At 57.1% G+C, this 19,330-nt stretch carries 16 protein-coding genes; 14 read left to right on the forward strand and 2 right to left on the reverse strand.

Features of this window, described 5'->3' with window-relative positions:
- Window positions 1-839: alpha/beta hydrolase (locus QRN55_RS20525; protein WP_284778101.1), on the forward strand; the 839-nt coding region annotated here is incomplete at its 5' end.
- Window positions 840-940: 101 nt separating this feature from the next.
- Here QRN55_RS20525 and QRN55_RS20530 read toward each other — a convergent pair.
- Both QRN55_RS20530 and QRN55_RS24530 read right to left on the reverse strand, forming a co-directional pair.
- Window positions 941-1,234, reverse strand: a complete 294-nt coding sequence (locus QRN55_RS20530) for a PRC-barrel domain-containing protein (RefSeq protein ID WP_112499771.1) — start codon at window positions 1,232-1,234, stop codon at window positions 941-943.
- Between the two features lie 144 nt (window positions 1,235-1,378).
- On the reverse strand, window positions 1,379-1,708 hold the full coding sequence (locus QRN55_RS24530) for a GCG_CRPN prefix-to-repeats domain-containing protein (protein WP_112499772.1): 330 nt from the start codon (window positions 1,706-1,708) through the stop codon (window positions 1,379-1,381).
- Window positions 1,709-2,216: 508 nt separating this feature from the next.
- Here QRN55_RS24530 and QRN55_RS20535 point away from each other — a divergent pair.
- The 13 genes from QRN55_RS20535 (at window position 2,217) to QRN55_RS20595 (ending at window position 19,293) form a co-directional block, all read left to right on the forward strand.
- On the forward strand, window positions 2,217-3,263 hold the full coding sequence (locus tag QRN55_RS20535; RefSeq protein ID WP_112499773.1) for a LacI family DNA-binding transcriptional regulator: 1,047 nt from the start codon (window positions 2,217-2,219) through the stop codon (window positions 3,261-3,263).
- The gene (locus QRN55_RS20540; RefSeq protein WP_284778102.1) at window positions 3,260-4,264 is read left to right on the forward strand and encodes a Gfo/Idh/MocA family protein; all 1,005 of its coding nucleotides are present in this window, start codon (window positions 3,260-3,262) and stop codon (window positions 4,262-4,264) included. The genes QRN55_RS20535 and QRN55_RS20540 overlap by 4 nt, the downstream gene beginning before the upstream one ends.
- A gap of 5 nt (window positions 4,265-4,269) precedes the next feature.
- Complete coding sequence (locus QRN55_RS20545; RefSeq protein WP_284778103.1) at window positions 4,270-5,883, forward strand: acyl CoA:acetate/3-ketoacid CoA transferase; 1,614 nt, start codon at window positions 4,270-4,272, stop codon at window positions 5,881-5,883.
- On the forward strand, window positions 5,876-6,655 hold the full coding sequence (locus tag QRN55_RS20550) for an enoyl-CoA hydratase/isomerase family protein (protein ID WP_284778104.1): 780 nt from the start codon (window positions 5,876-5,878) through the stop codon (window positions 6,653-6,655). Before QRN55_RS20545 ends, QRN55_RS20550 begins: the two co-directional genes overlap by 8 nt.
- Entirely contained in the window at window positions 6,655-8,175 is a 1,521-nt protein-coding gene (locus QRN55_RS20555; RefSeq protein ID WP_284778105.1) for an aldehyde dehydrogenase family protein, read from the forward strand. Before QRN55_RS20550 ends, QRN55_RS20555 begins: the two co-directional genes overlap by 1 nt.
- Window positions 8,176-8,258: 83 nt before the next feature.
- Window positions 8,259-9,521 carry an ABC transporter substrate-binding protein gene (locus tag QRN55_RS20560; protein WP_284778106.1) on the forward strand — a complete coding sequence of 421 codons (1,263 nt, stop codon included), beginning with the start codon at window positions 8,259-8,261 and terminating at the stop codon, window positions 9,519-9,521.
- 74 nt (window positions 9,522-9,595) lie between these two features.
- Entirely contained in the window at window positions 9,596-10,549 is a 954-nt protein-coding gene (locus QRN55_RS20565) for a carbohydrate ABC transporter permease (RefSeq protein ID WP_284778107.1), read from the forward strand.
- Window positions 10,546-11,490, forward strand: coding sequence for a carbohydrate ABC transporter permease (locus tag QRN55_RS20570; RefSeq protein ID WP_284778108.1), 945 nt, complete (start codon window positions 10,546-10,548; stop codon window positions 11,488-11,490). Before QRN55_RS20565 ends, QRN55_RS20570 begins: the two co-directional genes overlap by 4 nt.
- Window positions 11,491-11,494: 4 nt before the next feature.
- Window positions 11,495-12,610 (forward strand): ABC transporter ATP-binding protein, encoded by a 1,116-nt coding sequence (locus QRN55_RS20575; RefSeq protein WP_284778109.1) that lies wholly within the window; start codon window positions 11,495-11,497, stop codon window positions 12,608-12,610.
- Window positions 12,611-12,626: 16 nt separating this feature from the next.
- A complete protein-coding gene (locus tag QRN55_RS20580) occupies window positions 12,627-14,132 on the forward strand; it encodes a GMC oxidoreductase (protein ID WP_284778110.1) in 1,506 nt (501 codons plus the stop codon).
- 110 nt (window positions 14,133-14,242) lie between these two features.
- Window positions 14,243-15,898: a GMC family oxidoreductase gene (locus QRN55_RS20585; RefSeq protein WP_112499782.1), complete on the forward strand. Its 1,656-nt coding sequence runs from the start codon at window positions 14,243-14,245 to the stop codon at window positions 15,896-15,898.
- Between the two features lie 80 nt (window positions 15,899-15,978).
- A complete protein-coding gene (locus tag QRN55_RS20590) occupies window positions 15,979-17,148 on the forward strand; it encodes a Gfo/Idh/MocA family protein (RefSeq protein ID WP_284778111.1) in 1,170 nt (389 codons plus the stop codon).
- Between the two features lie 72 nt (window positions 17,149-17,220).
- Window positions 17,221-19,293 carry an FAD-dependent oxidoreductase gene (locus QRN55_RS20595; protein ID WP_284778200.1) on the forward strand — a complete coding sequence of 691 codons (2,073 nt, stop codon included), beginning with the start codon at window positions 17,221-17,223 and terminating at the stop codon, window positions 19,291-19,293.
- Window positions 19,294-19,330 lie beyond the last annotated feature (37 nt).

Genomic DNA, 19,330 nt, shown 5'->3' on the forward strand with positions numbered 1-19,330 from the left:
GAACGTTCCGGGTGAAAGTTGAGGGGATGCAACAGGAAAGTCCCATGACGCCCTCCAATCTCGCCGCCATCTTCTCCCTAATCGTCATATTTATTGGCGCAATCTATGTCGCCGCAAGTCCAGGTGCTGTGATGGCTGCGGAAACAGGACCCCAAATGGTGTCGCCTAAGGTCGACCCTGCTGCTAAACCCTTGAAGATGGTACAGGCAGAGAGCGCCTCCAAATCGACCGCTTCTCGAGTAGGAACGCGTGCGGATCATCTGGTGATCCTGTTCCACGGCATCCGGGGAAGAGGGGCGGTGATGGAAGCGCTCGGGAACTCTTGGCAGGCTACGCTGCCGGACACAGTGTTCGTTGCGCCGGACGCGCCGTTCGCGCACAAGTCAGGTGGTCGTCAATGGTTTGCAGTCGATGACCAGATCATGCGCCCCGAGCGGATAGACGCCGCGCGTCGAGCGTTCGACAGGGTGGTCTCTGAAATCGTCAAACGTGAGGGGTTCGAAGGCGCGCTGGACCGAGTGGCGTTTGTCGGGGTCTCGCAAGGCGCCATTATGGCGCTGGATGGAGTTGCATCGGGTCGTTGGAAGGTAGGCGCTCTCGTCACTTTTGCAGGGCTGTTGCCTCTGCCGCCGACGTCATCTTCGACACGAACAGATATTCTGATGATGCATGGTGCAGAGGATAAGACAATCCCACCGGCGGCGACAACTGTCGCGTCTGGCCAACTGCGATCGGCAGGCTTCACGGTGACGTCTAAAATCTATCCTGGGGTCGGCCACACTATATCGTCGGAGGAGGCAAAGGATGCCGTCATCTTCCTCCGCGACGGTTTCAAATAACGCATAATCGGGAGGTCGGGTCGCTATTTCTTGATTGGTTCGTTCTGGCAACGGTAAAGGCGGCAGGTACGGGGTCCGATTGAGACCGGACCCCGACAACATCAGTGGTGATGTTCTGGCATCTCTTTCAATTGGTCTTTCGTCCACGACGTCACAGCATGAACATCGCCATCCTCGTCGCGCATGAAATCAAGATCGCTCAGCGCGACGGCTACCGGCTTGGCGCCGATTCCGAGAAAGCCGCCAACATCGATGATGACTTGGCCACCTGTTCCGCCATGCACGTGATCGACCTTTCCAACCTTATGGTCATCTGCGCCGTATACGGTTGCACCTTCCAGAATTTCTGGGGTCAGCTCTGTCGTCGATAGGCGAACGTGGTTTGTATGATCCATTGGTTTTCCTCCTTGTTGGATGATCACGTAACGGCATCACAGGGCTCTGGTTCCTTAATTAGGAAAAGCTTTAACTGACCCCTGACGAACGGCTCTTCTGACGCTCTCACGGGATGTGTTTATATTCGCGAGAGGATCCGGGCATTACCATCTGTAGTCGCGATACTCATGTCGCCCACGCCATTCCCGTTGGTCATAGTAATCGCGGCGTTCTCGCCATTCGCGTCTCTCGCGCCATTCTCGTCTGGCTTCCCAGCGGTCACGTCGATCCCACCGATCGCGATACTCGCGTGGAGGGCCGTTTGGTCGGCAATAGCCACGTGGGGAAAGGTGGAAGCCGCGTCCGCAAGCGTAGTCGACCTTCTGAACGTCTGAGGCCAAGGGACCCGATGGATGAACTGACGGCATCGCGTTGGCGACGTTGGCAAGCAGACTACCTAGAATTATTCCCGCGCTGAAAATTACCTTGCGCATCTCTCATCACTCCGTTGAGGGTGATGTGATTTAGCGACCTGCACCGTGAACCATGCCTGAATGAACTTTGACGTTTTCGTGGCGTTGGCAGTAACGGGATTTCTAAAGCTCTTAATCTGAGGCGGTCTGTCATTTCATAGAGGATGGCATGCGCCGTGCGGTGAGCCAAAATATGGTCTCTCCTGAACCAGTAAGTGCGATGATTAACAGAGCGGCGTTGTCCTCAGCCAATCCGATGCCTTGCTTGGCCGCACTGCGCTAGTGATCATATCGGTGACGATATGGTCGTTAGAATTTTTGGAGCGTTCCAAAAATTGAACGATGATGCGCTGCAATAGCGAAGGAAAAACTTTGTGCGACGCATCATAAATAAAAAATATTATTGTAAATCAATATTATAAACCAGAGTCGCGATATTTAGGATTTTTTGTCGTTGAGATTTCCGTCTCTTGACTTTATTGGAACGTTCCAATTAATTTAACGTGAATTTGGTGGGAAGGCTTGATTTATGACCAAGGGGCGAGTGACCGTCATCGATATTGCGAAGGCCGCAGGCGTCTCCAAATCAACGGTGTCGCTCGTTCTGCAAAACTCGACATTGGTCAATGAGCAGACCCGCTCCAAGGTGAATGCGGTCATGCGGGAGCTCGGTTACGTCTATAATCGCGGCGCTGCGAACCTTCGCCAATCCGGTTCAAATTCGAAGATCATCGGCGTCGTTGTCAACGATCTTACTAACGGGTTCTTTGCCGAATTGGCTGTGGGAATCGATACCGTCGTGCAGTCGGCAGGTTTCGTACAGTTCCTGTCAAACACGGGTGAAAGTCCTGAGAGGCAGCGCGAGGTCATCGCCTCCATGCGTGAGCATGGTGTTTCAGGGCTTATCATCTCTCCTGCGCGCTCCACGAAGGCGATTGATTTCAAACCACTCGTTCAGGCCGGAATTCCCGTCGTCATGGTCGTGCGCAACGTGCCCGGAGCAAAGGTGTCGTCGCTCGTATCCGATAATGAAGCGGGGATTCATGCTTCGGTAGCTCATCTTGCGTCGCTGGGACATCTGCGCATCGCTTTCGTGGGCGGCTTCCCGGATACGGCAGTGTTTGACGAGCGACTTGTTGGGTATCGCAATGCAATGGAGAGCGCAGGGCTTGGATTTGACGAGAATTTGATTTTCTCCGCGCCACCATCTCGCGCAGGCGGAGCGGAGGCGATCGGGCGCGCCATGCTGGCGACCGACAAGCCTACTGCGGCAGTGTGCTTCAACGACGCTACTGCATTCGGCGTCTGCGACGGCCTTCGGACCTTGCGCCTTGAACCCGGACAGGATTTTGGCGTGGTGGGTTTCGACGACGTTATTGAAGCGAAAGCGGCAGTTCCTGGGCTGACCACGATTGCTGTCGATCCCCAGGGTATGGGCCAGCGTGCTGCGCAGCTCCTTCTCAAGCAGATCAATTCCGGTAAGGCGGAAGCCGAGTCCATCGTGTCGTCGGTCCGTCTGATCGTGAGAGATAGCTGCGGAGCGTCCAAGGCTTCAGTTGCGAGGGCGCGGGCATGACGGTTCGTTGGGGTCTTGTTGGAGCGAGTACAATCGGGCGCGAATGGGTCATCGATGCCATACGCGCGTCCGGCGGCTGTGTGGCGGCGGTCATGAGTTCAAGTGCGGACCGTGCCAGCGCTTACGCATCGGAAAATTCCATTGGAAGATACTATACCAGTATTGCCGACCTGTTGTCCGACGATGGGGTCGATGCCGTCTATATCTCCACCACGAACGAGCTCCATTGCGAACAGGCGATAGCGGCAGCGAATGCCGGGAAGCATATCCTGTGTGAAAAGCCGCTGACCCTGACGCTTGCCGACGCGCATGCGATGATCAGTGCCGCCCACGAAAACAGGGTGGTGCTCGCCACCAATCACCATCTGCGCGGCGCCTCTGTCCACATAGCCATGCGCGATGCAGTTCGAGACGGAAGGATTGGCAAGCCGCTGTCTGCACGCGTTTTCCATGCCGGGTATCTCCCGATTCATCTTCAGGGATGGCGACTGGACAAACCCTCTGCAGGCGGCGGTGCGATCCTCGATCTGACGGTCCATGACGTCGATACACTGCGGTTCGTTCTCGGCTGTGACCCTGTTGAGGTCATAGCGGTCTCTCAGTTTTCCGGCATGACGAGTGAAGACATGGAGGACGCTGTCATGGGCGTCATCAATTTCCAGAACGGCATGATCGCGCAGTTTCATGACGGCTTCACCACAAAGTATGCACAGAGCGGGCTTGAGATCCACGGAACCAGCGGCTCGCTGATTGGCACCGACGTCATGGCACAGCGCCCGATTGGCAAGGTTCTGCTGCGAGATGAGCGGGGTGAGCAGCAACTCCCAACCGACGATCGAAATCTCTATGCGGCAACCGTAGGTGCGTTTCATCGTGCGATCGCAGGTGGCGAATTGCCTTTGGCTTCTGGTGAAGACGGATTGTGGTCTCTGGCAACCGCTCTCGCCGTAGCGCAGTCAGCTCGCGACGGCACAGCCGTAAAAATCGAAACAGGACTTTGACCGAAATGAGCAAGCACATCACCCTGGCTGAAGCAGCCGCCTTGATTCCGGACGGAGCCACCGTCTCTGTCTCGTCATCCAGCGGTCTCGGCTGCCCCGATCTCATGCTTAAAGCCATTGGTGAGCGCTTCGACGCGACAGGGCACCCCAAGAACATAACAACGCTGCATCCGATCGCGGCTGGCGACATGAGCGGTATCAAGGGTGTCGATCACATCGCCAAGCAAGGCCTGCTGAAGCGGATCATTGGTGGCTCGTATCCCTCCGGGCCATCGACGTCGGAACCGCCACTGATCTGGCAGATGATCACCAACAATGAGATCCCGGCCTATAATATCCCCTCGGGGATCATGTTCGACATGCACCGTGAAGCTGCCTCCAAGCGCGCCGGTGTTTTGACGAAGGTCGGTATGGAAACCTTTGTCGATCCACAGCGTCAGGGCTGTGCGATGAACGCACGCGCTTCCGAAGATCCTGTTGTAAAGCGTGTGACCTTCGAAGGAGATGAATGGCTGTATTTCCCATCCATCATCCCACAGGTCACGATCATCCGTGCAACGACCGCAGACGAGCGCGGCAACCTGACATACGAGCATGAAGGTGCTTATCTCGGTGGCCTCGACCAGGCTCTCGCCGCCCGTAACAACGATGGCATCGTGATCGCGCAAGTGAAGCGGATTACGAAAGAGGGAACGCTCAAGCCCCATGATGTCCGGGTGCCTGGCATGCTCGTCGATTACATCGTGGTCGATCCAGATCAGAAGCAGACGACCCAGACTCTCTATGATCCGGCAATATCGGGTGAGGTGTTTCACCCTCTCGATACGTTCCGGTTGCCAGAATTCAACATCCAGAAAGTGATCGCTCGCCGCGTTGCGCAGGAACTGGAGGCAGGAAGCTGCGTCAATCTGGGTTTTGGGATTTCCGCGAACGTGCCGCGCATTCTTCTCGAAGAAGGTTTGCACGGCAGTATAACCTGGGTCATCGAGCAGGGAGCAGTCGGTGGAGTTCCGCTGCTTGATTTTGCATTCGGATGTGCCTCGAATGCAGATGCCTACATGCCATCGCCCTACCAATTCACGTATTTTCAGGGTGGGGGGTTCGACGCCTCACTCCTTTCCTTTCTCGAAATCGGCAAGGATGGATCGGTGAACGTCTCACGCCTGACCTTCCGCCCCCACGTAACGGCTGGAGCTGGGGGGTTCGTCGATATCACCTCTCGTGCGAAGAAGATCGTTTTTTCCGGCATGTTCAACGCCGGAGCCAAACTGTCGATCGCAGACGGCAAGCTTGTCATCGACAAGGAAGGTAAGCTCAAAAAGCTCGTGAATGAAGTCGAACACGTCACCTTCTCTGGAAAGAGGGCGGTGGAGCAGGGGCAGGATGTAACCTACGTCACCGAGCGTTGCGTTATGAAGCTGACTGCGCAGGGGCTGCTGCTGACCGAAATCGCTCCAGGCATCGATCTTCAAACCGATATTCTGGATCAATCCGAATTTCCTTTGAGTGTCGCCAGTGATCTCAAGGTGATGGAAGCCAGTCTCTTCGGGGAAAACGACATTGGGCTCACGCTCCCGATGAAGCCCAAGCGCGTTCTGGAGGGCACCTACAATGGCTAGCGGTACAGTCAAGGTCGACATCCAGGATCATATCGCGCTTTTGACGGTATCGCGGCCTGAGAAGCTGAACGCTCTGGATCTCGATATGCTGAAGGCTCTTGCGGCAGCTGTCGACGAGATCGAAGCCAACTCTGCTGTCCGAGCCGCTATCCTGACTGGCGAGGGCAAGGGATTTTCGGCGGGCGGTGATATCAAAGCCTGGAGCGAGATGACCGCGCAGGAATTCGGTCATGCCTGGGTCCGCTTCGGACACAGGGTCTTCGAACGAGTGGCGACGCTACGGGTGCCACTGATCGCAGCGATCAATGGTCATGCGTTGGGAGGCGGCCTGGAACTGGCAGGTCTGGCAGACATACGGATTGCCGAAGAGCACATCAGGATTGGACTGCCGGAAACGGGGCTCGGGATGGTGCCAGGATGGTCGGGCACGCAACGGCTGGTCAAACGCTTCGGCGCGCAGGTTGTGCGGCGCATGGCGCTGGGTGGGGAAATCTTCACCGCAGAGCAGGCCCAATCGCTTGGTATGGTTGATCTTATCGTGCCGACGGGCAGTTCCGTTTTGACTGCAACAGAATATGCGCAACGTCTCGTGATGCGCGGACCTGCCGCTCTCGAAGTCACCAAGCTCATGATCGCGTCCGCAAGCGGCGAAGACAATGGAACTGCCGTCGAAGCGTTGGGGTCGATCCTGATCGCGAAGACGGCAGACCTCAAGGAAGGCGTCGCTGCGTTCAGCGAGAAACGCCAGGCAAGTTTCAAGGGAGAATGGTGATGACTGTCCTGATCAATCCGAAAACGATGAGCAACCAGGAGGTCCGTGAGTTCAAGATGCTCGTTGACGGCAAGTGGGTATCCGGCAGCGGCGCCCCTATTGAACGGGTAGCTCCCAGCCACGGTATCGTGGTCAGTCGGTTTCAGGGCGGAACGAAGGCGGATGCAGAAAGTGCGATTGCCGTCGCGCGCAAAGCGTTTGACACTGGTCCATGGCCTCGCATGACCGCATCCGAACGCTCGGCCATCCTCCTCAAGGCGGCGGACCTCATCGCGGCGCGTTCAGAAGAACTCGCCTACCTTGACGCCATTGAAGCGGGAAAACCCATCTCCCAGGTACGTGGTGAGATCGCAGGTTCTGTGGATATCTGGCGTTACGCCGCGGCCCTGGCGCGGGACCTGCATGGCGAAAGCTACAACACATTGGGTGATGGCACGCTCGGTGTCGTCCTACGCGAGGCGATCGGCGTCGTTTCTATCATCACTCCCTGGAATTTCCCGTTTCTCATCGTTGGACAGAAGCTGCCTTTCGCATTGGCTGCCGGATGCACGGCTGTCGTAAAGCCGTCCGAGTTGACCTCCGGTTCGACGCTGGTGCTGGGTGAAATTCTCCAGGAAGCAGGCGTTTCTGACGGAGTGGTCAACATTGTCACCGGTACGGGACCGGAGGTCGGGGCGGTTCTGACTGCACACCGCGATGTCGACATGGTGTCGTTTACGGGGTCAACCGGGGTGGGCAGGCTAACGATGTCAAGCGCCGCCCAGACCTTGAAAAAGGTTTCGCTCGAACTTGGCGGTAAGAACCCTCAGATCGTGTTCCCCGATGCCGACATCGACGCGTTCATCGACGCTGCCGTGTTCGGTGCCTACTTCAATGCCGGCGAGTGCTGTAACGCGGGCTCTCGTCTTATTCTGCACAGAAGCATCGCCGACGAGGTGGTCAAGCGTGTCGGAGACCTCGCAAAATCGGTAAGGGTTGGTGATCCGCTCGATCCGACGACGCAGGTCGGCGCGATCATCACCCCGCAGCACCTGGACAAGATCAACAAATATGTTTCAGGCGCGAAGGATAGCGGCGCAAACGTTGCCTTCGGCGGCGAGAGGCTCGATCTGGGGATGGGGCAGTACATGTCTCCGACGATCCTTTCCGGGGTCACACCAGAGATGGCCGTTGCCCGTGAAGAAGTGTTCGGCCCGGTCCTCTCGGTGCTGACGTTCGAGACGACGCAGGAAGCCATCGAGATCGCCAATTCCATCGACTACGGCCTGTCAGCGGGCGTCTGGAGCAAGGACTTCGACACATGCCTGACGATTGGCCGACGGGTGCGGGCAGGGACAGTCTGGATGAACACCTTCATGGATGGTGCGTCTGAACTGCCGTTCGGCGGCTACAAGCAGTCCGGGCTTGGTCGTGAACTCGGACGTCACGCCGTCGAGGACTACACCGAGACCAAGACACTCAACATGCATATCGGCGCACGCACGAGCTGGTGGATGCCGCAAAGCGAGAAGCTGGCTTAGCCGACTGACAGAACTACGCCCGAGGAGGGTGGGTGATCGGCACGGGAATGGTTCCGTGCCAACTTGCAAACTGGGAGGAATATATGCGCAAGTTCATGACGATGACCGCGATTGCGGCACTGATGGTGGGAGCTGTTGGCGGTTTGGCCCGCGCCGCTGATGTGAAGGAAGTCCAGATGCTCCACTGGTGGACATCGGGCGGCGAGGCGGCAGCGCTTCAGGTGCTGAAGGGCGACCTTTCTAAAGACGGCTATTCCTGGAAAGACGTGCCAGTCGCTGGTGGTGGTGGTGACGCCGCCATGACGGCTTTGAAAGCCATGGTTGCTGCAGGAAACTACCCGACGGCCTCCCAGATGCTGGGTTACACCGTGCTCGACTATGCGCAGGCCGGAGTGATGGGGGACCTGACCGAAACGGCCAAGAAAGAAGGATGGGACAAGGCTGTTCCGGCTGCTCTGCAGAAGTTTTCGGTCTATGACGGCAAGTGGGTCGCCGTTCCTGTAAACGTCCACTCGGTCAACTGGCTGTGGATCAACAAGGCGGTGATGGACAAGATCGGCGGGACGCAGCCGAAGACGTTCGACGATCTCATAGCACTCCTGGACAAGGCCAAGGCAGCGGGTGTCACACCGCTCGCGCTGGGTGGACAGAGCTGGCAGGAAGCCACCATGTTCGACTCCATCGTCGCATCGACAGGTGGCCCAGACTTCTACAAGAAGGCATTCAACGACCTCGACGAGGCTTCTCTGAAGTCCGATACGATGAAAAAGTCGTTCGATAACCTTGCCAAGATGATTACCTACGTCGATCCCAACTATTCGGGTCGCGACTGGAATCTGGCGACGGCAATGGTCATCAAGGGCGACGCACTTGTGCAGGTCATGGGTGACTGGGCAAAGGGCGAATTCGTGGCAGCGAAGAAAACCCCGAACAATGACTTCCTCTGCTATCGCTTCCCAGGCACCGAAGGCAGCGTAATCTACAACTCCGACATGTTCGGCATGTTCAACGTGCCCGATAATCAGAAGGCTGCCCAGATTGCGCTGGCAACGGCGACACTCTCCAAGAGCTTCCAGTCCGCCTTCAACGTCGTGAAGGGTTCCGTTCCAGCCCGTACGGACGTTCCCGATACGGACTTCGACGCCTGCGGCAAGAAGGGCATCGCCGACCTGAAGGCAGCCAATGACAGCGGCAAGCTGTTCGGCTCGTTTGCTCAAGGCTACGGCGCGGCACCCGCCATTGCCAACGCCTACAAGGACGTCGTCACCAAGTTCGTTCACGGTCAGATCAAGACATCGGATCAGGCTGTTACCGAACTGGTCAAGGCCATCGACGACGCACGGTAATCGGACGTTAGCCTCCCCCGGCAACAGGCGGGGGAGGCTTTCAAAACCCGTATTCCTGGGAGGGGGAAATCTCTATGAGCACCGTTGCAACACCCGAACCCGTTCTGACGAAGCGCCGCGCATCGACCTACACAATGCGAGAGCGTTTGCAGGACGCCCTGCCCAAGATCGTTCTTGCACCCAGCTTCCTGATCACGATCGTCTTCGTCTATGGGTTTATCCTCTGGACGGTCTATCTTTCGTTCACGAACTCCAAGACCTTTCCCAACTACGCCATCACAGGCGGACGCGCCTACCAGCGCTTATGGACATGGACCTTCGAAAGCGATCCCCCATCGAGCTGGTATACCTCGATCACGAATATGGGAATCTTTGCAGTTCTGTATATCGGTATCTGCCTCGCGCTTGGTCTCTTTCTTGCTATCCTGCTCGATCAGAAGATCCGAGGAGAGGGAATGCTTCGCCCGATCTTCCTCTACCCGATGGCACTCTCGTTCATCGTCACCGGCGTTGCCTGGAAGTGGTTCCTTGATCCGGGCCTTGGCCTTGAGCAGACCCTGCACAATTTCGGCTGGACGAGCTTTCATTTTGACTGGATCAAGAACAAGGACTTCGTGATCTACACCGTCGTTATCGCAGGCGTCTGGCAGGCGTCGGGCTTTGTCATGGCGATGTTCCTTGCGGGCCTTCGCGGTATCGACAGCGAGATGATGAAAGCCGCCCAGATCGATGGCGCCTCCACTTTTCAGCTCTACCGACGCATCATCATTCCGCAGCTTCGGCCCGTTTTCCTGTCGGCTTTCATCGTGCTGGCCCATCTGGCGATCAAGTCTTATGACCTTGTCGTGGCGCTGACATCCGGCGGTCCGGGCGGCTCTGCGTGGCTGCCGTCCAATTTCATGTACGAATATACATTCAAGCGCAACGAAATGGCTGTTGGTTCGGCCAGCGCGGTAATCATGCTGATGACCATCTCAGCCATCATCGTTCCCTATCTCTATTCCGAGCTGAAGGAGAAGGCCCGATGAGTATCGCATCGTCCACCTATCCTGCCGCGCCGAGAAGCGCCCGCACCAGACATATCCATCGTTTCTTCATCTATGGTCTCCTGATCTTCTTCGCGATCATCTATCTGATGCCGCTCTTCGTCATGCTCGTGACGTCGTTCAAGACGATGGATGAAATCCAGGGCGGCAACATGCTGTCCGTGCCGCAATCGCCGACCTTTCAGCCATGGATCAAGGCCTGGGGAGAAACATGCGTCGGACTGACCTGTAATGGCATAAAGGGATATTTCTGGAATTCGATCAAAATGGTCGTTCCGGCAGTCGCCATTTCGACCATCCTCGGCTCACTCAATGGGTATGTGCTGACGAAGTGGCGGTTTCCGGGGCACACATTCGTCTTCGGCCTGATGCTGTTTGCCTGCTTCATCCCGTTCCAATCGGTTCTGCTGCCAATGGCGACCGTTCTCGGCACGCTCGGCAGATTTGGCAACACGCTTCGCAATGAAATCGGCGTCTCGCTCGGCTTCGGCGATCCGACGGTCAATCTGGTCCTCGTCCACGTCATCTACGGTCTCGGATTCACGACGCTGTTCTTCCGCAACTACTACGAGGCGTTTCCAACGGAACTTGTCAAGGCGGCGCAGGTGGACGGTGCGGGCTTCTTCCAGATTTTCTATCGGATCATGTTGCCGAACTCGCTGCCGATTATCGTGGTCGCGGTCATCTACCAATTTACCAATATCTGGAACGACTTTCTGTTTGCTTCCGCATACGCCGGATCGGGCGACTCGATGCCGATGACTGTGGCGCTCAACAACGTCGTCAACACGTCCACCGGCGTCGTCGAATACAACGTCAACATGGCCGCAGCCATGATCGCCGCCCTCCCTACGCTCCTCGTTTACGTTCTCGCCGGCCGCTACTTCGTGCGTGGTCTGATGGCGGGAGCTGTCAAAGGATAAGACCATGGCCTTTCTTGAAATATCCGGACTGAAGAAGCGCTTCGGCGCACTGGAAATCCTCAAGGGTATCGACATCGAGCTCGAAAAGGGGGGCTTCCTCGTCCTGGTCGGTCCATCCGGCTGTGGCAAGTCGACCCTGTTGAACACCATAGCTGGTCTCGAAGCCATCACGGAGGGAGACATTCGGGTGGACGGCAGCAGCATTTCCGACCTGCATCCGTCCAAGCGCGATATCGCCATGGTGTTCCAGAGCTACGCGCTCTACCCGAATATGACGGTCGCCGGCAATATCTCGTTCGGCATGGAAATGAGGGGTGTACCGGCTGCCGAGCGCAAGGCTGCCATCGACAAGGTCGCCAAGGTTTTGCAGATCACGCACCTTCTTGACCGCAAGCCGAGCCAACTTTCGGGTGGTCAGCGGCAGCGTGTTGCCATGGGTCGTGCCCTTGTCCGCGACCCGAAGCTTTTCCTGTTCGATGAGCCGCTGTCCAATCTCGACGCCAAGCTGCGCGTCGATATGCGTATCGAAATCAAGAGGCTGCATCAGGCAACGGGAAAGACAATCGTCTACGTGACGCACGATCAGATCGAGGCGATGACACTTGCGACCAAAATCGCGGTGATGAGGGACGGAGAGGTCCAGCAGTTCGGCACGCCAGCAGAAATCTATAACAACCCCGCCAACATGTTTGTTGCAGACTTCATGGGCTCCCCCGCCATGAACCTTCTGTCAGCCACAATCGAAAACGGCACCTCTGGACTTGTGGTATCGCTCGATCGTCCCAACCAGCAACCGATGAAGCTTCCGGTTTCGCCAGCCATGGCGTCACTTCAGGCCCACGCGGGACGAAAGGTCGTCTTTGGTATTCGTCCCGAAGCCCTGACCGATCCGGATGGTGCTGATCGCAATGCCCGAAATCTGGCCGAAGACGATTGCCTGATCGAAGTGGTTGAGCCTGCGGGCTCCGACACCTTCGCTGTTACCCAGCTTGGCGGCAAGGAGGTCGTTGCCCGGTTGCGGGCCGACGCGCGCATACAGCCAGGTCAGAACGCACGACTGGCTTTCAACCTCGACAAAGTGGTCTTCTTCGACCCGACAAGCCAAGCCCGAATTGCGTGAAAGACGAGCAACCGACATGACCAAATCACCGGACATCGTCATCATCGGGTCAGGCGTAGGCGGATCGACAGTCGCCTCGAGCCTTGCCGCGACGGGCGCGGATATTCTCATACTGGAAGCAGGCGGCCACATCGAAGATCGCCCGGAGAACCGCGACCAGCGGGCGATTTTCCAACGTGGTCACTTCCGACCGAAAGAGCTCTGGTATGAGGCCGATGGAACTGCGTTCAATCCGGGCAATTACTACAATGTCGGCGGGAACTCGAAGTTCTACGGAGCGGTACTTTCCCGGTACCGTCGCGAGGATTTCGAGGAGATGAAACATCAGGAGGGTGTTTCTCCTGCCTGGCCATTTCCATACGAGGTGCTGGAGCCGTGGTATGGAAGAGCGGAAAAGCTCTACCGAGTCAGGGGCCAGGTCGGTGAAGACCCGACGGAGCCTCACCACTCCACGGGATATGATTTCCCGCCTGTGCCAGAAGAGCACTCCATCGCTGACGTGCGTGAGCGGCTCAAGAAGAAGGGCCTTCACCCGTTCTCACTTCCTCTTGGCATCGATATCGAAAAATGGCTTTCGAAGGCCAAGACGCCTTGGGATGCGCACCCCAACTCCAACGACGGCAAGATGGACGCCGAGACAGCCGCGCTCTCCGTCGCGCTCGGGCACCCGAACGTCCGCCTTCAGACAGGTTCAAGGGTAACAAAACTTGAGGCTGGATCAAACGGCAGGATTGCCACCGTTGTCTACACAAGGGCAGGTGAAACGTTTTCCGTCTCGCCGAAACTTGTGATCCTGTCTGCGGGCGCCGTGCAATCGGCCGTACTTCTTCTTCGATCTGCCGATGACCGCAATCCCAACGGACTGGCGAATTCATCCGACCAGGTTGGCAGAAACTTCATGAATCACAATTCGTCTGCTGTGATTGGCGTTTCGCCCTGGTTCCGAAACACATCTGTCTATCAGAAGACCCTGGCATTCAACGACTTCTACCTGTCGGACGGAGACGGTGGTCCCCCACTTGGAAACATCCAATTGCTGGGAAGGATTTCCGAACGGGTCCTGAAAGGTTCACTGCCGAACGTGCCGGAGGCTCTCCTCCGTTTCATCACCGGTCATGCAATCGATTTCTACGCGATGAGCGAGGACGTTCCCAACCCGGAAAGTCGTGTCATGGTGGATGGCGACAGGATCGTTCTGCAATGGAAGCGCTCGAACTGGGACGCCCATCTGGCACTCGTTGCCAAGCTGAAGGCCGTGCTGAAATCGATAGGCTTTCCCATCGTTCTGGCGAGACCTTTCGACAAGCGGACTCCCTCCCATCAGTGCGGCACAGTTCGTATCGGCAATGATCCGTCGGCAGCGCCACTCGATCCGTTCTGCCGGGCCTATGACCATGAAAATCTGTTCGTCGTGGACGCAAGCTTCTTGCCGACCTCTGCGGCAGTCAATCCGGCGCTGACCGTTGCCAGTCAGGCGCTGCGCGTTGCGGATCACATTGCGACAGAGGATTTGCGGGCATGATGAACGTGATTTTGTATCGCCCCACTTCGTTCGCCTCGTGTGAGCTCATGCTCGCGGTGGTCTATTCATCCGGCGGCGCGCCCGTCAGAAGCCTTCGATAGGACAGCAAGATGCGTTTTGACTATATCATTACCGGGGCAGGTCCTGCGGGTTGCGTGCTGGCCAACCGTTTAAGCGAAGATCCATCCGTTAAGGTGCTGCTTCTTGAAGCGGGCGGGGGTGACTGGAACCCGCTCTTTCAGATGCCGGCTGGCTTTGCCAAGATGACCAAGGGCGTAGCAAGCTGGGGCTGGGAAACCGTACCGCAGAAGCACATGAAGGGCAGGGTCCTCAGATATACGCAAGCGAAGGTCATCGGTGGTGGATCGTCGATCAATGCGCAGCTCTACACTCGCGGAAATGCGGCGGATTACGACCTCTGGTCCCATGAGGACGGATGCGATGGTTGGGACTATCGTTCAATTCTTCCCTATTTCAAGCGAGCAGAAGACAATCAGCGCTTCGCTGATGACTATCATTCCTATGGTGGGCCGCTCGGCGTCTCCATGCCCGTATCTGCGCTTCCGATCTGCGACGCCTATATCCGTGCCGGGCAAGAGCTCGGCATACCCTACAACCACGACTTCAATGGAAAGCAGCAAGCCGGAGTGGGCTTTTATCAGCTCACACAGCGAGATCGGAAAAGGTCTTCGGCATCTCTGGCCTACCTCAATCCCATTAAGAGCAGAAAGAACCTAACTATCAGAACAGGAGCACGGGTTTCACGGATCGTGCTCGAAGGTAGCCGCGCGGTAGGCGTCGAGGTGGCGACAAAAAGCGGCACGGAGGTTGTCCGCGCTGAGCGTGAAGTACTTGTGACATCCGGGGCGATCGGGTCTCCCAAACTCCTTCTCCAGTCGGGGATCGGCCCTGCGGATCACCTTACTTCGGTCGGGGTCAAGGTGTTGCATGATCTGCCGGGTGTCGGCGGAAACATGCAAGATCATCTGGATCTGTTCGTAATTTCGGAATGTACGGGGGATCACACCTATGATGGCGTGGCAAAGCTTCACAGGACAGCTTGGGCAGGTCTGGAGTATCTTCTTTTTAGGTCCGGTCCGGTTGCGTCTTCGCTCTTCGAGACAGGGGGCTTCTGGTATGCCGATCCCGATGCCCGCTCGCCCGACATCCAATTCCATCTTGGTCTTGGATCGGGGATCGAGGCTGGCGTCGAGAAGCTGAAAAACGCAGGGGTCACGCTTAATTCGGCCTATCTTCACCCACGGTCCAGAGGCACCGTGCGTCTGTCCTCCTCTGATCCGAGCGCGTCGCCGCTGATAGACCCCAATTACTGGTCCGATCCACATGACAGAAAAATGTCTATCGAGGGTCTGAAACTCGCTCGCGAGATCATGCAGCAGGCTGCTCTCAAGCCATTTGTCATGGCTGAACGGCTACCTGGTCCGAAGGTCATGACCGACGATGAACTGTTCGACTATGGCTGTGCCAACGCCAAGACCGATCACCATCCCGTCGGCACATGCAAGATGGGGAAGGGACCGGAAGCGGTCGTCGGGTTGGATCTCAAGGTGCACGGGCTGGAGGGGCTGAGAGTATGCGACTCCTCCATCATGCCGCGGGTGCCCTCCTGCAACACCAATGCACCCACAATAATGGTCGGAGAGAAAGGTGCTGACCTCGTTCGAGGCCTGCCGGCTCTGCCCTCCGCAGTCTTCTCGTACGAACGCAACGATGCGCGACCTCGCGCGCGTACAAACGTTCACTGACCCGGATGACAAGCAGATACAGCAATGAAATTTTCTTTTGCCGTTTCAGACACGGCGAAAGCAGGGAGGAGAGTTTTTAGATGACCGAAATCAAGGTGGCGGTTCTGGGAGCGTCTGGCTGGATGGGCAAGGTGCATACCATGGCCTATCAGACATTCCCTCATTTCTTTGGTGTTTCGGGCGGAACTGCGAAGATCGTCGCGCTCGTCGAAGGCAATCCGCTCGCTGCGGAAGACCTGACAAACCGGGCGCCGGGTGCGAAGATTCTACAAGACTGGAAGCTTGCGGTTTCAGACCCGGATATCGATCTGATCGATATCTGCCTGCCCGATAACCTTCATTACGAGGTCGGGAAGGCGGCGCTGCTGGCTGGCAAACATGTCTATTGCGAAAAGCCTTTGGCCAACACCGCGACGCAAGCCCGTGAACTCGCCGACATTGCTCGGGAAAAAGGAGTGATCACGCGGGTGGGGCACGCTTTCCCCCGAAATCCGGTCCATGATCTTGCCAAGGACATCATCGAGGGTGGCGAGATCGGCGAGATCACGATGTTTCGAGCGTGTCAGCACGTCGACATGTATGGCGACCCGCTTGCTCCCTTTATGTGGCGCGCGGACGGGGACCTTGCACCAACGGGTATCATCGGCGACACCGGGTCCCATGTTTTCAGTTTCATGGATTTTCTGATTGGACGCGTCAGTTCGCTGATCGCCGACAACATCATCGTTACACCACGACGGCCGGTTGTCCGCGGCTTGGCCTATGGTGAACAGATCGAACTTTCCGGGAACGAGGAATGGGCAGAGGTTACCAACGCCGACGCCACCAATCTGCTCTGCCGCTTCGCGAATGGCGCAAGTGGTATCGTGGATTTCAGCCGGGTCGCGACCGGAAGAAAGTTCAAGCAGACCTATGAAATCTACGGCACGAAGGGCAGCCTCGCCTATACCTACGACGAGATAAACCGCCTGCGGTTCTATTCCAACGACGATCGCATCGGACGCAGTGGTTTCCGTGAAATAGACGTCGGCCCAGAGAGCGCGAACTTTAAAGCTTTCCTCCCTCTGCCAAACTTCGGGCTTGGCTACAACGAGAGCAAGATTATCGAAGTTGCCGAAGTTATCCGTTCCATAACGACTGGCACGCAGATGTGGCCGACCTTCGAAACGGGACACCACATCTGCCAGATCGTCGATGCCTGCATGGAATCGTCTCGATTGAAGCGCTGGGTGGACATTCCGCTCGCCTGACACCCGAAGCCTGTTGCCATACGTGGCGGCGGAGATCCTGCAACCGACATGCCCATGGGATTTGATACGGCAATGAAGCTCGATATTCCACAGCCTATACTCGATGCACTCACCGACGTCGACATGCCGCGCCTTCCTCCGGAGACGAGGTCGTTGGAGACTGTCAGCCTTTCGGGGATCGATGTTCCTGTTTATAGGGCAGGGTGTGTCATCGTCGGTTCCGGCGCTGCCGGGTTGCGGTCTGCCGTCGAGCTCAAGAGGCGTGGTGACGATGTCGTCGTTATCAGTCAAAGCGCATGGGGAGGAACGTCTGCCTGCTCAGGCTCCGACAAGCAAACTCTCCACACCGCCAACACCTCCGATCAGGGTGACAATTACAAGGCCATGGCACATGCCATCCGCAGCGGCGGAGCCATGGATGAGGATACCGCCTATATCGAGGCTGTGGGTTCATCGCGCATGATGGCGTCGTTGCAATATCTTGGTCTTCCTCTTCCGCAGGACCGGTTTGGCGGAACGTTGAGATATCAGACGGATCACGATGAGGTTGGCCGCGCCACCAGTTGCGGCCCGCGAACCTCCCGGCTTATGGTCAAGGTTCTGGCGGATGAAGCGATACGGCTCGGCGTTCCCATCTTCAACCAGACGACCGCCGTGCGAATTCTGAAAAGCGAACAAGATGGCCACGAGACGGTGGCTGGCCTCCTTACAATGCGCGCTGGTGAAAGGACGGACAGCAACCCGATGGGTATGGCCTTGTTTGTGTGTCCGGTGGTGGTGCTGGCGGCTGGCGGCCCCGGTGAACTCTATCGCGACAGTGTCTATCCAAATGGATGCTTTGGCTCGTTGGGTCTTGCCCTTGAGGCTGGCATCGAACTTGTCAATCTGACGGAAAGCCAGTTCGGTATCGGAACGCGCCGCGAAGGGTTTCCGTGGAACCTTTCCGGCACATATGTCCAGAGCATGCCGCATATCTATTCCGTCGATTCTGACGGCTATGAACACCATTTCCTGGGGGAATACTACCGGACGACGCAGGAGCTGGCGTCCAACATATTCCGCAAGGGCTATCAATGGCCTTTTCATTCCACACGGATGCTGGATTTCGCGTCGAGCCTCGTCGATCTGGCGGTGTATCGCGAGACCATGGCCGGACGTCGAGTCTTCATGGATTTCAACCGGAATCCGCTTCCGGTGCCCGGCGACGAACCCTTCCATCTTGAAAGGCTTGATGACGACGTCCGCCACTATCTTGGCAAGGCAGGGGCTTCGCAGGACCTTCCCATCGCGCGCCTGCAGCGCATGAACCCGCTCGCGATCGAACTTTACCGACGCTACAAGATCGACATCGCAACCGCTCCGTTGGAGTTCGCCGTCAACAATCAGCACATGAACGGCGGTGTGATGGTCGATATCTGGGGGCAAACCAATCTGAAGGGTTGCTACGCCATAGGTGAGGCGGCTGGAACGCATGGCGTGACGAGACCCGGCGGCGCGGCTCTCAACGCAGGTCAGGTGTTTGGAACAAGGGCTGCCGAACACATTGCTGCGACTGGGTGGGCGAAAGGAAATAACGACGTCAAAATCGACGCAAATGTCGGTGAGGCAGTCGGGCATTTGCTGCGTGCCCTGGTGGCACAAGGGTCTCTGGACATGGCGGCAATCCGAGCGGAGGTCCAGGCGCGCATGAGCGACAAAGCAGGGATCATCTGCGATGCACAAAGCGTGCGGGCGGCATTGGCCGACGCAAAAATTCTGAATGCCCGGATCCGCACGCACGGTATTTCTATCGACCGACCGGGCGAGGCGTCACGGGCAATCCAGTGGCAGCAGATGGCAACCGCCTCGGAGGCCGTTCTGGCGGCGCTTGATTTCTTTATCAGCCATGGTGGAGGGAGTCGGGGGGCGCGCGCCATATGTGATGCGAATGGCGAGGCACTGCCGACAACTCGCCATGGTCCTCTCAACGAATATCGCTTTCGAAATGAGCGCGATCACCAAAAGAACGAGCAGATCGTGGTCAAAAAACGTGGTTCAGACTTTGTGGTGACCACGAAATCCAACCGCGTTTTCGATGAAAGCGCCAAATCCTTCTTTGAGCGCGACTGGCCTGCGTGGCTGACCAACGAAATTCATCATTCCTAGAAAGGGTGTTTTCTTTTTCCAAACTGCTGCGTCATGC

Origin of the sequence: Agrobacterium sp. lyk4-40-TYG-31, from assembly GCF_030209855.1 — a bacterium.
Taxonomy (GTDB): Bacteria; Pseudomonadota; Alphaproteobacteria; order Rhizobiales; family Rhizobiaceae; genus Agrobacterium; species Agrobacterium vaccinii.

What these genes read in the sequence shown, in the direction of transcription:
- QRN55_RS20530 (WP_112499771.1), bottom strand. Translation starts at nt 1,234, where the DNA reads ATGGATCATACAAACCACGTTCGCCTATCGACGACAGAGCTGACCCCA.
- QRN55_RS24530 (WP_112499772.1), bottom strand. Translation starts at nt 1,708, where the DNA reads ATGCGCAAGGTAATTTTCAGCGCGGGAATAATTCTAGGTAGTCTGCTT.
- QRN55_RS20535 (WP_112499773.1), top strand. Translation starts at nt 2,217, where the DNA reads ATGACCAAGGGGCGAGTGACCGTCATCGATATTGCGAAGGCCGCAGGC.
- QRN55_RS20540 (WP_284778102.1), top strand. Translation starts at nt 3,260, where the DNA reads ATGACGGTTCGTTGGGGTCTTGTTGGAGCGAGTACAATCGGGCGCGAA.
- QRN55_RS20545 (WP_284778103.1), top strand. Translation starts at nt 4,270, where the DNA reads ATGAGCAAGCACATCACCCTGGCTGAAGCAGCCGCCTTGATTCCGGAC.
- QRN55_RS20550 (WP_284778104.1), top strand. Translation starts at nt 5,876, where the DNA reads ATGGCTAGCGGTACAGTCAAGGTCGACATCCAGGATCATATCGCGCTT.
- QRN55_RS20555 (WP_284778105.1), top strand. Translation starts at nt 6,655, where the DNA reads ATGACTGTCCTGATCAATCCGAAAACGATGAGCAACCAGGAGGTCCGT.
- QRN55_RS20560 (WP_284778106.1), top strand. Translation starts at nt 8,259, where the DNA reads ATGCGCAAGTTCATGACGATGACCGCGATTGCGGCACTGATGGTGGGA.
- QRN55_RS20565 (WP_284778107.1), top strand. Translation starts at nt 9,596, where the DNA reads ATGAGCACCGTTGCAACACCCGAACCCGTTCTGACGAAGCGCCGCGCA.
- QRN55_RS20570 (WP_284778108.1), top strand. Translation starts at nt 10,546, where the DNA reads ATGAGTATCGCATCGTCCACCTATCCTGCCGCGCCGAGAAGCGCCCGC.
- QRN55_RS20575 (WP_284778109.1), top strand. Translation starts at nt 11,495, where the DNA reads ATGGCCTTTCTTGAAATATCCGGACTGAAGAAGCGCTTCGGCGCACTG.
- QRN55_RS20580 (WP_284778110.1), top strand. Translation starts at nt 12,627, where the DNA reads ATGACCAAATCACCGGACATCGTCATCATCGGGTCAGGCGTAGGCGGA.
- QRN55_RS20585 (WP_112499782.1), top strand. Translation starts at nt 14,243, where the DNA reads ATGCGTTTTGACTATATCATTACCGGGGCAGGTCCTGCGGGTTGCGTG.
- QRN55_RS20590 (WP_284778111.1), top strand. Translation starts at nt 15,979, where the DNA reads ATGACCGAAATCAAGGTGGCGGTTCTGGGAGCGTCTGGCTGGATGGGC.
- QRN55_RS20595 (WP_284778200.1), top strand. Translation starts at nt 17,221, where the DNA reads ATGAAGCTCGATATTCCACAGCCTATACTCGATGCACTCACCGACGTC.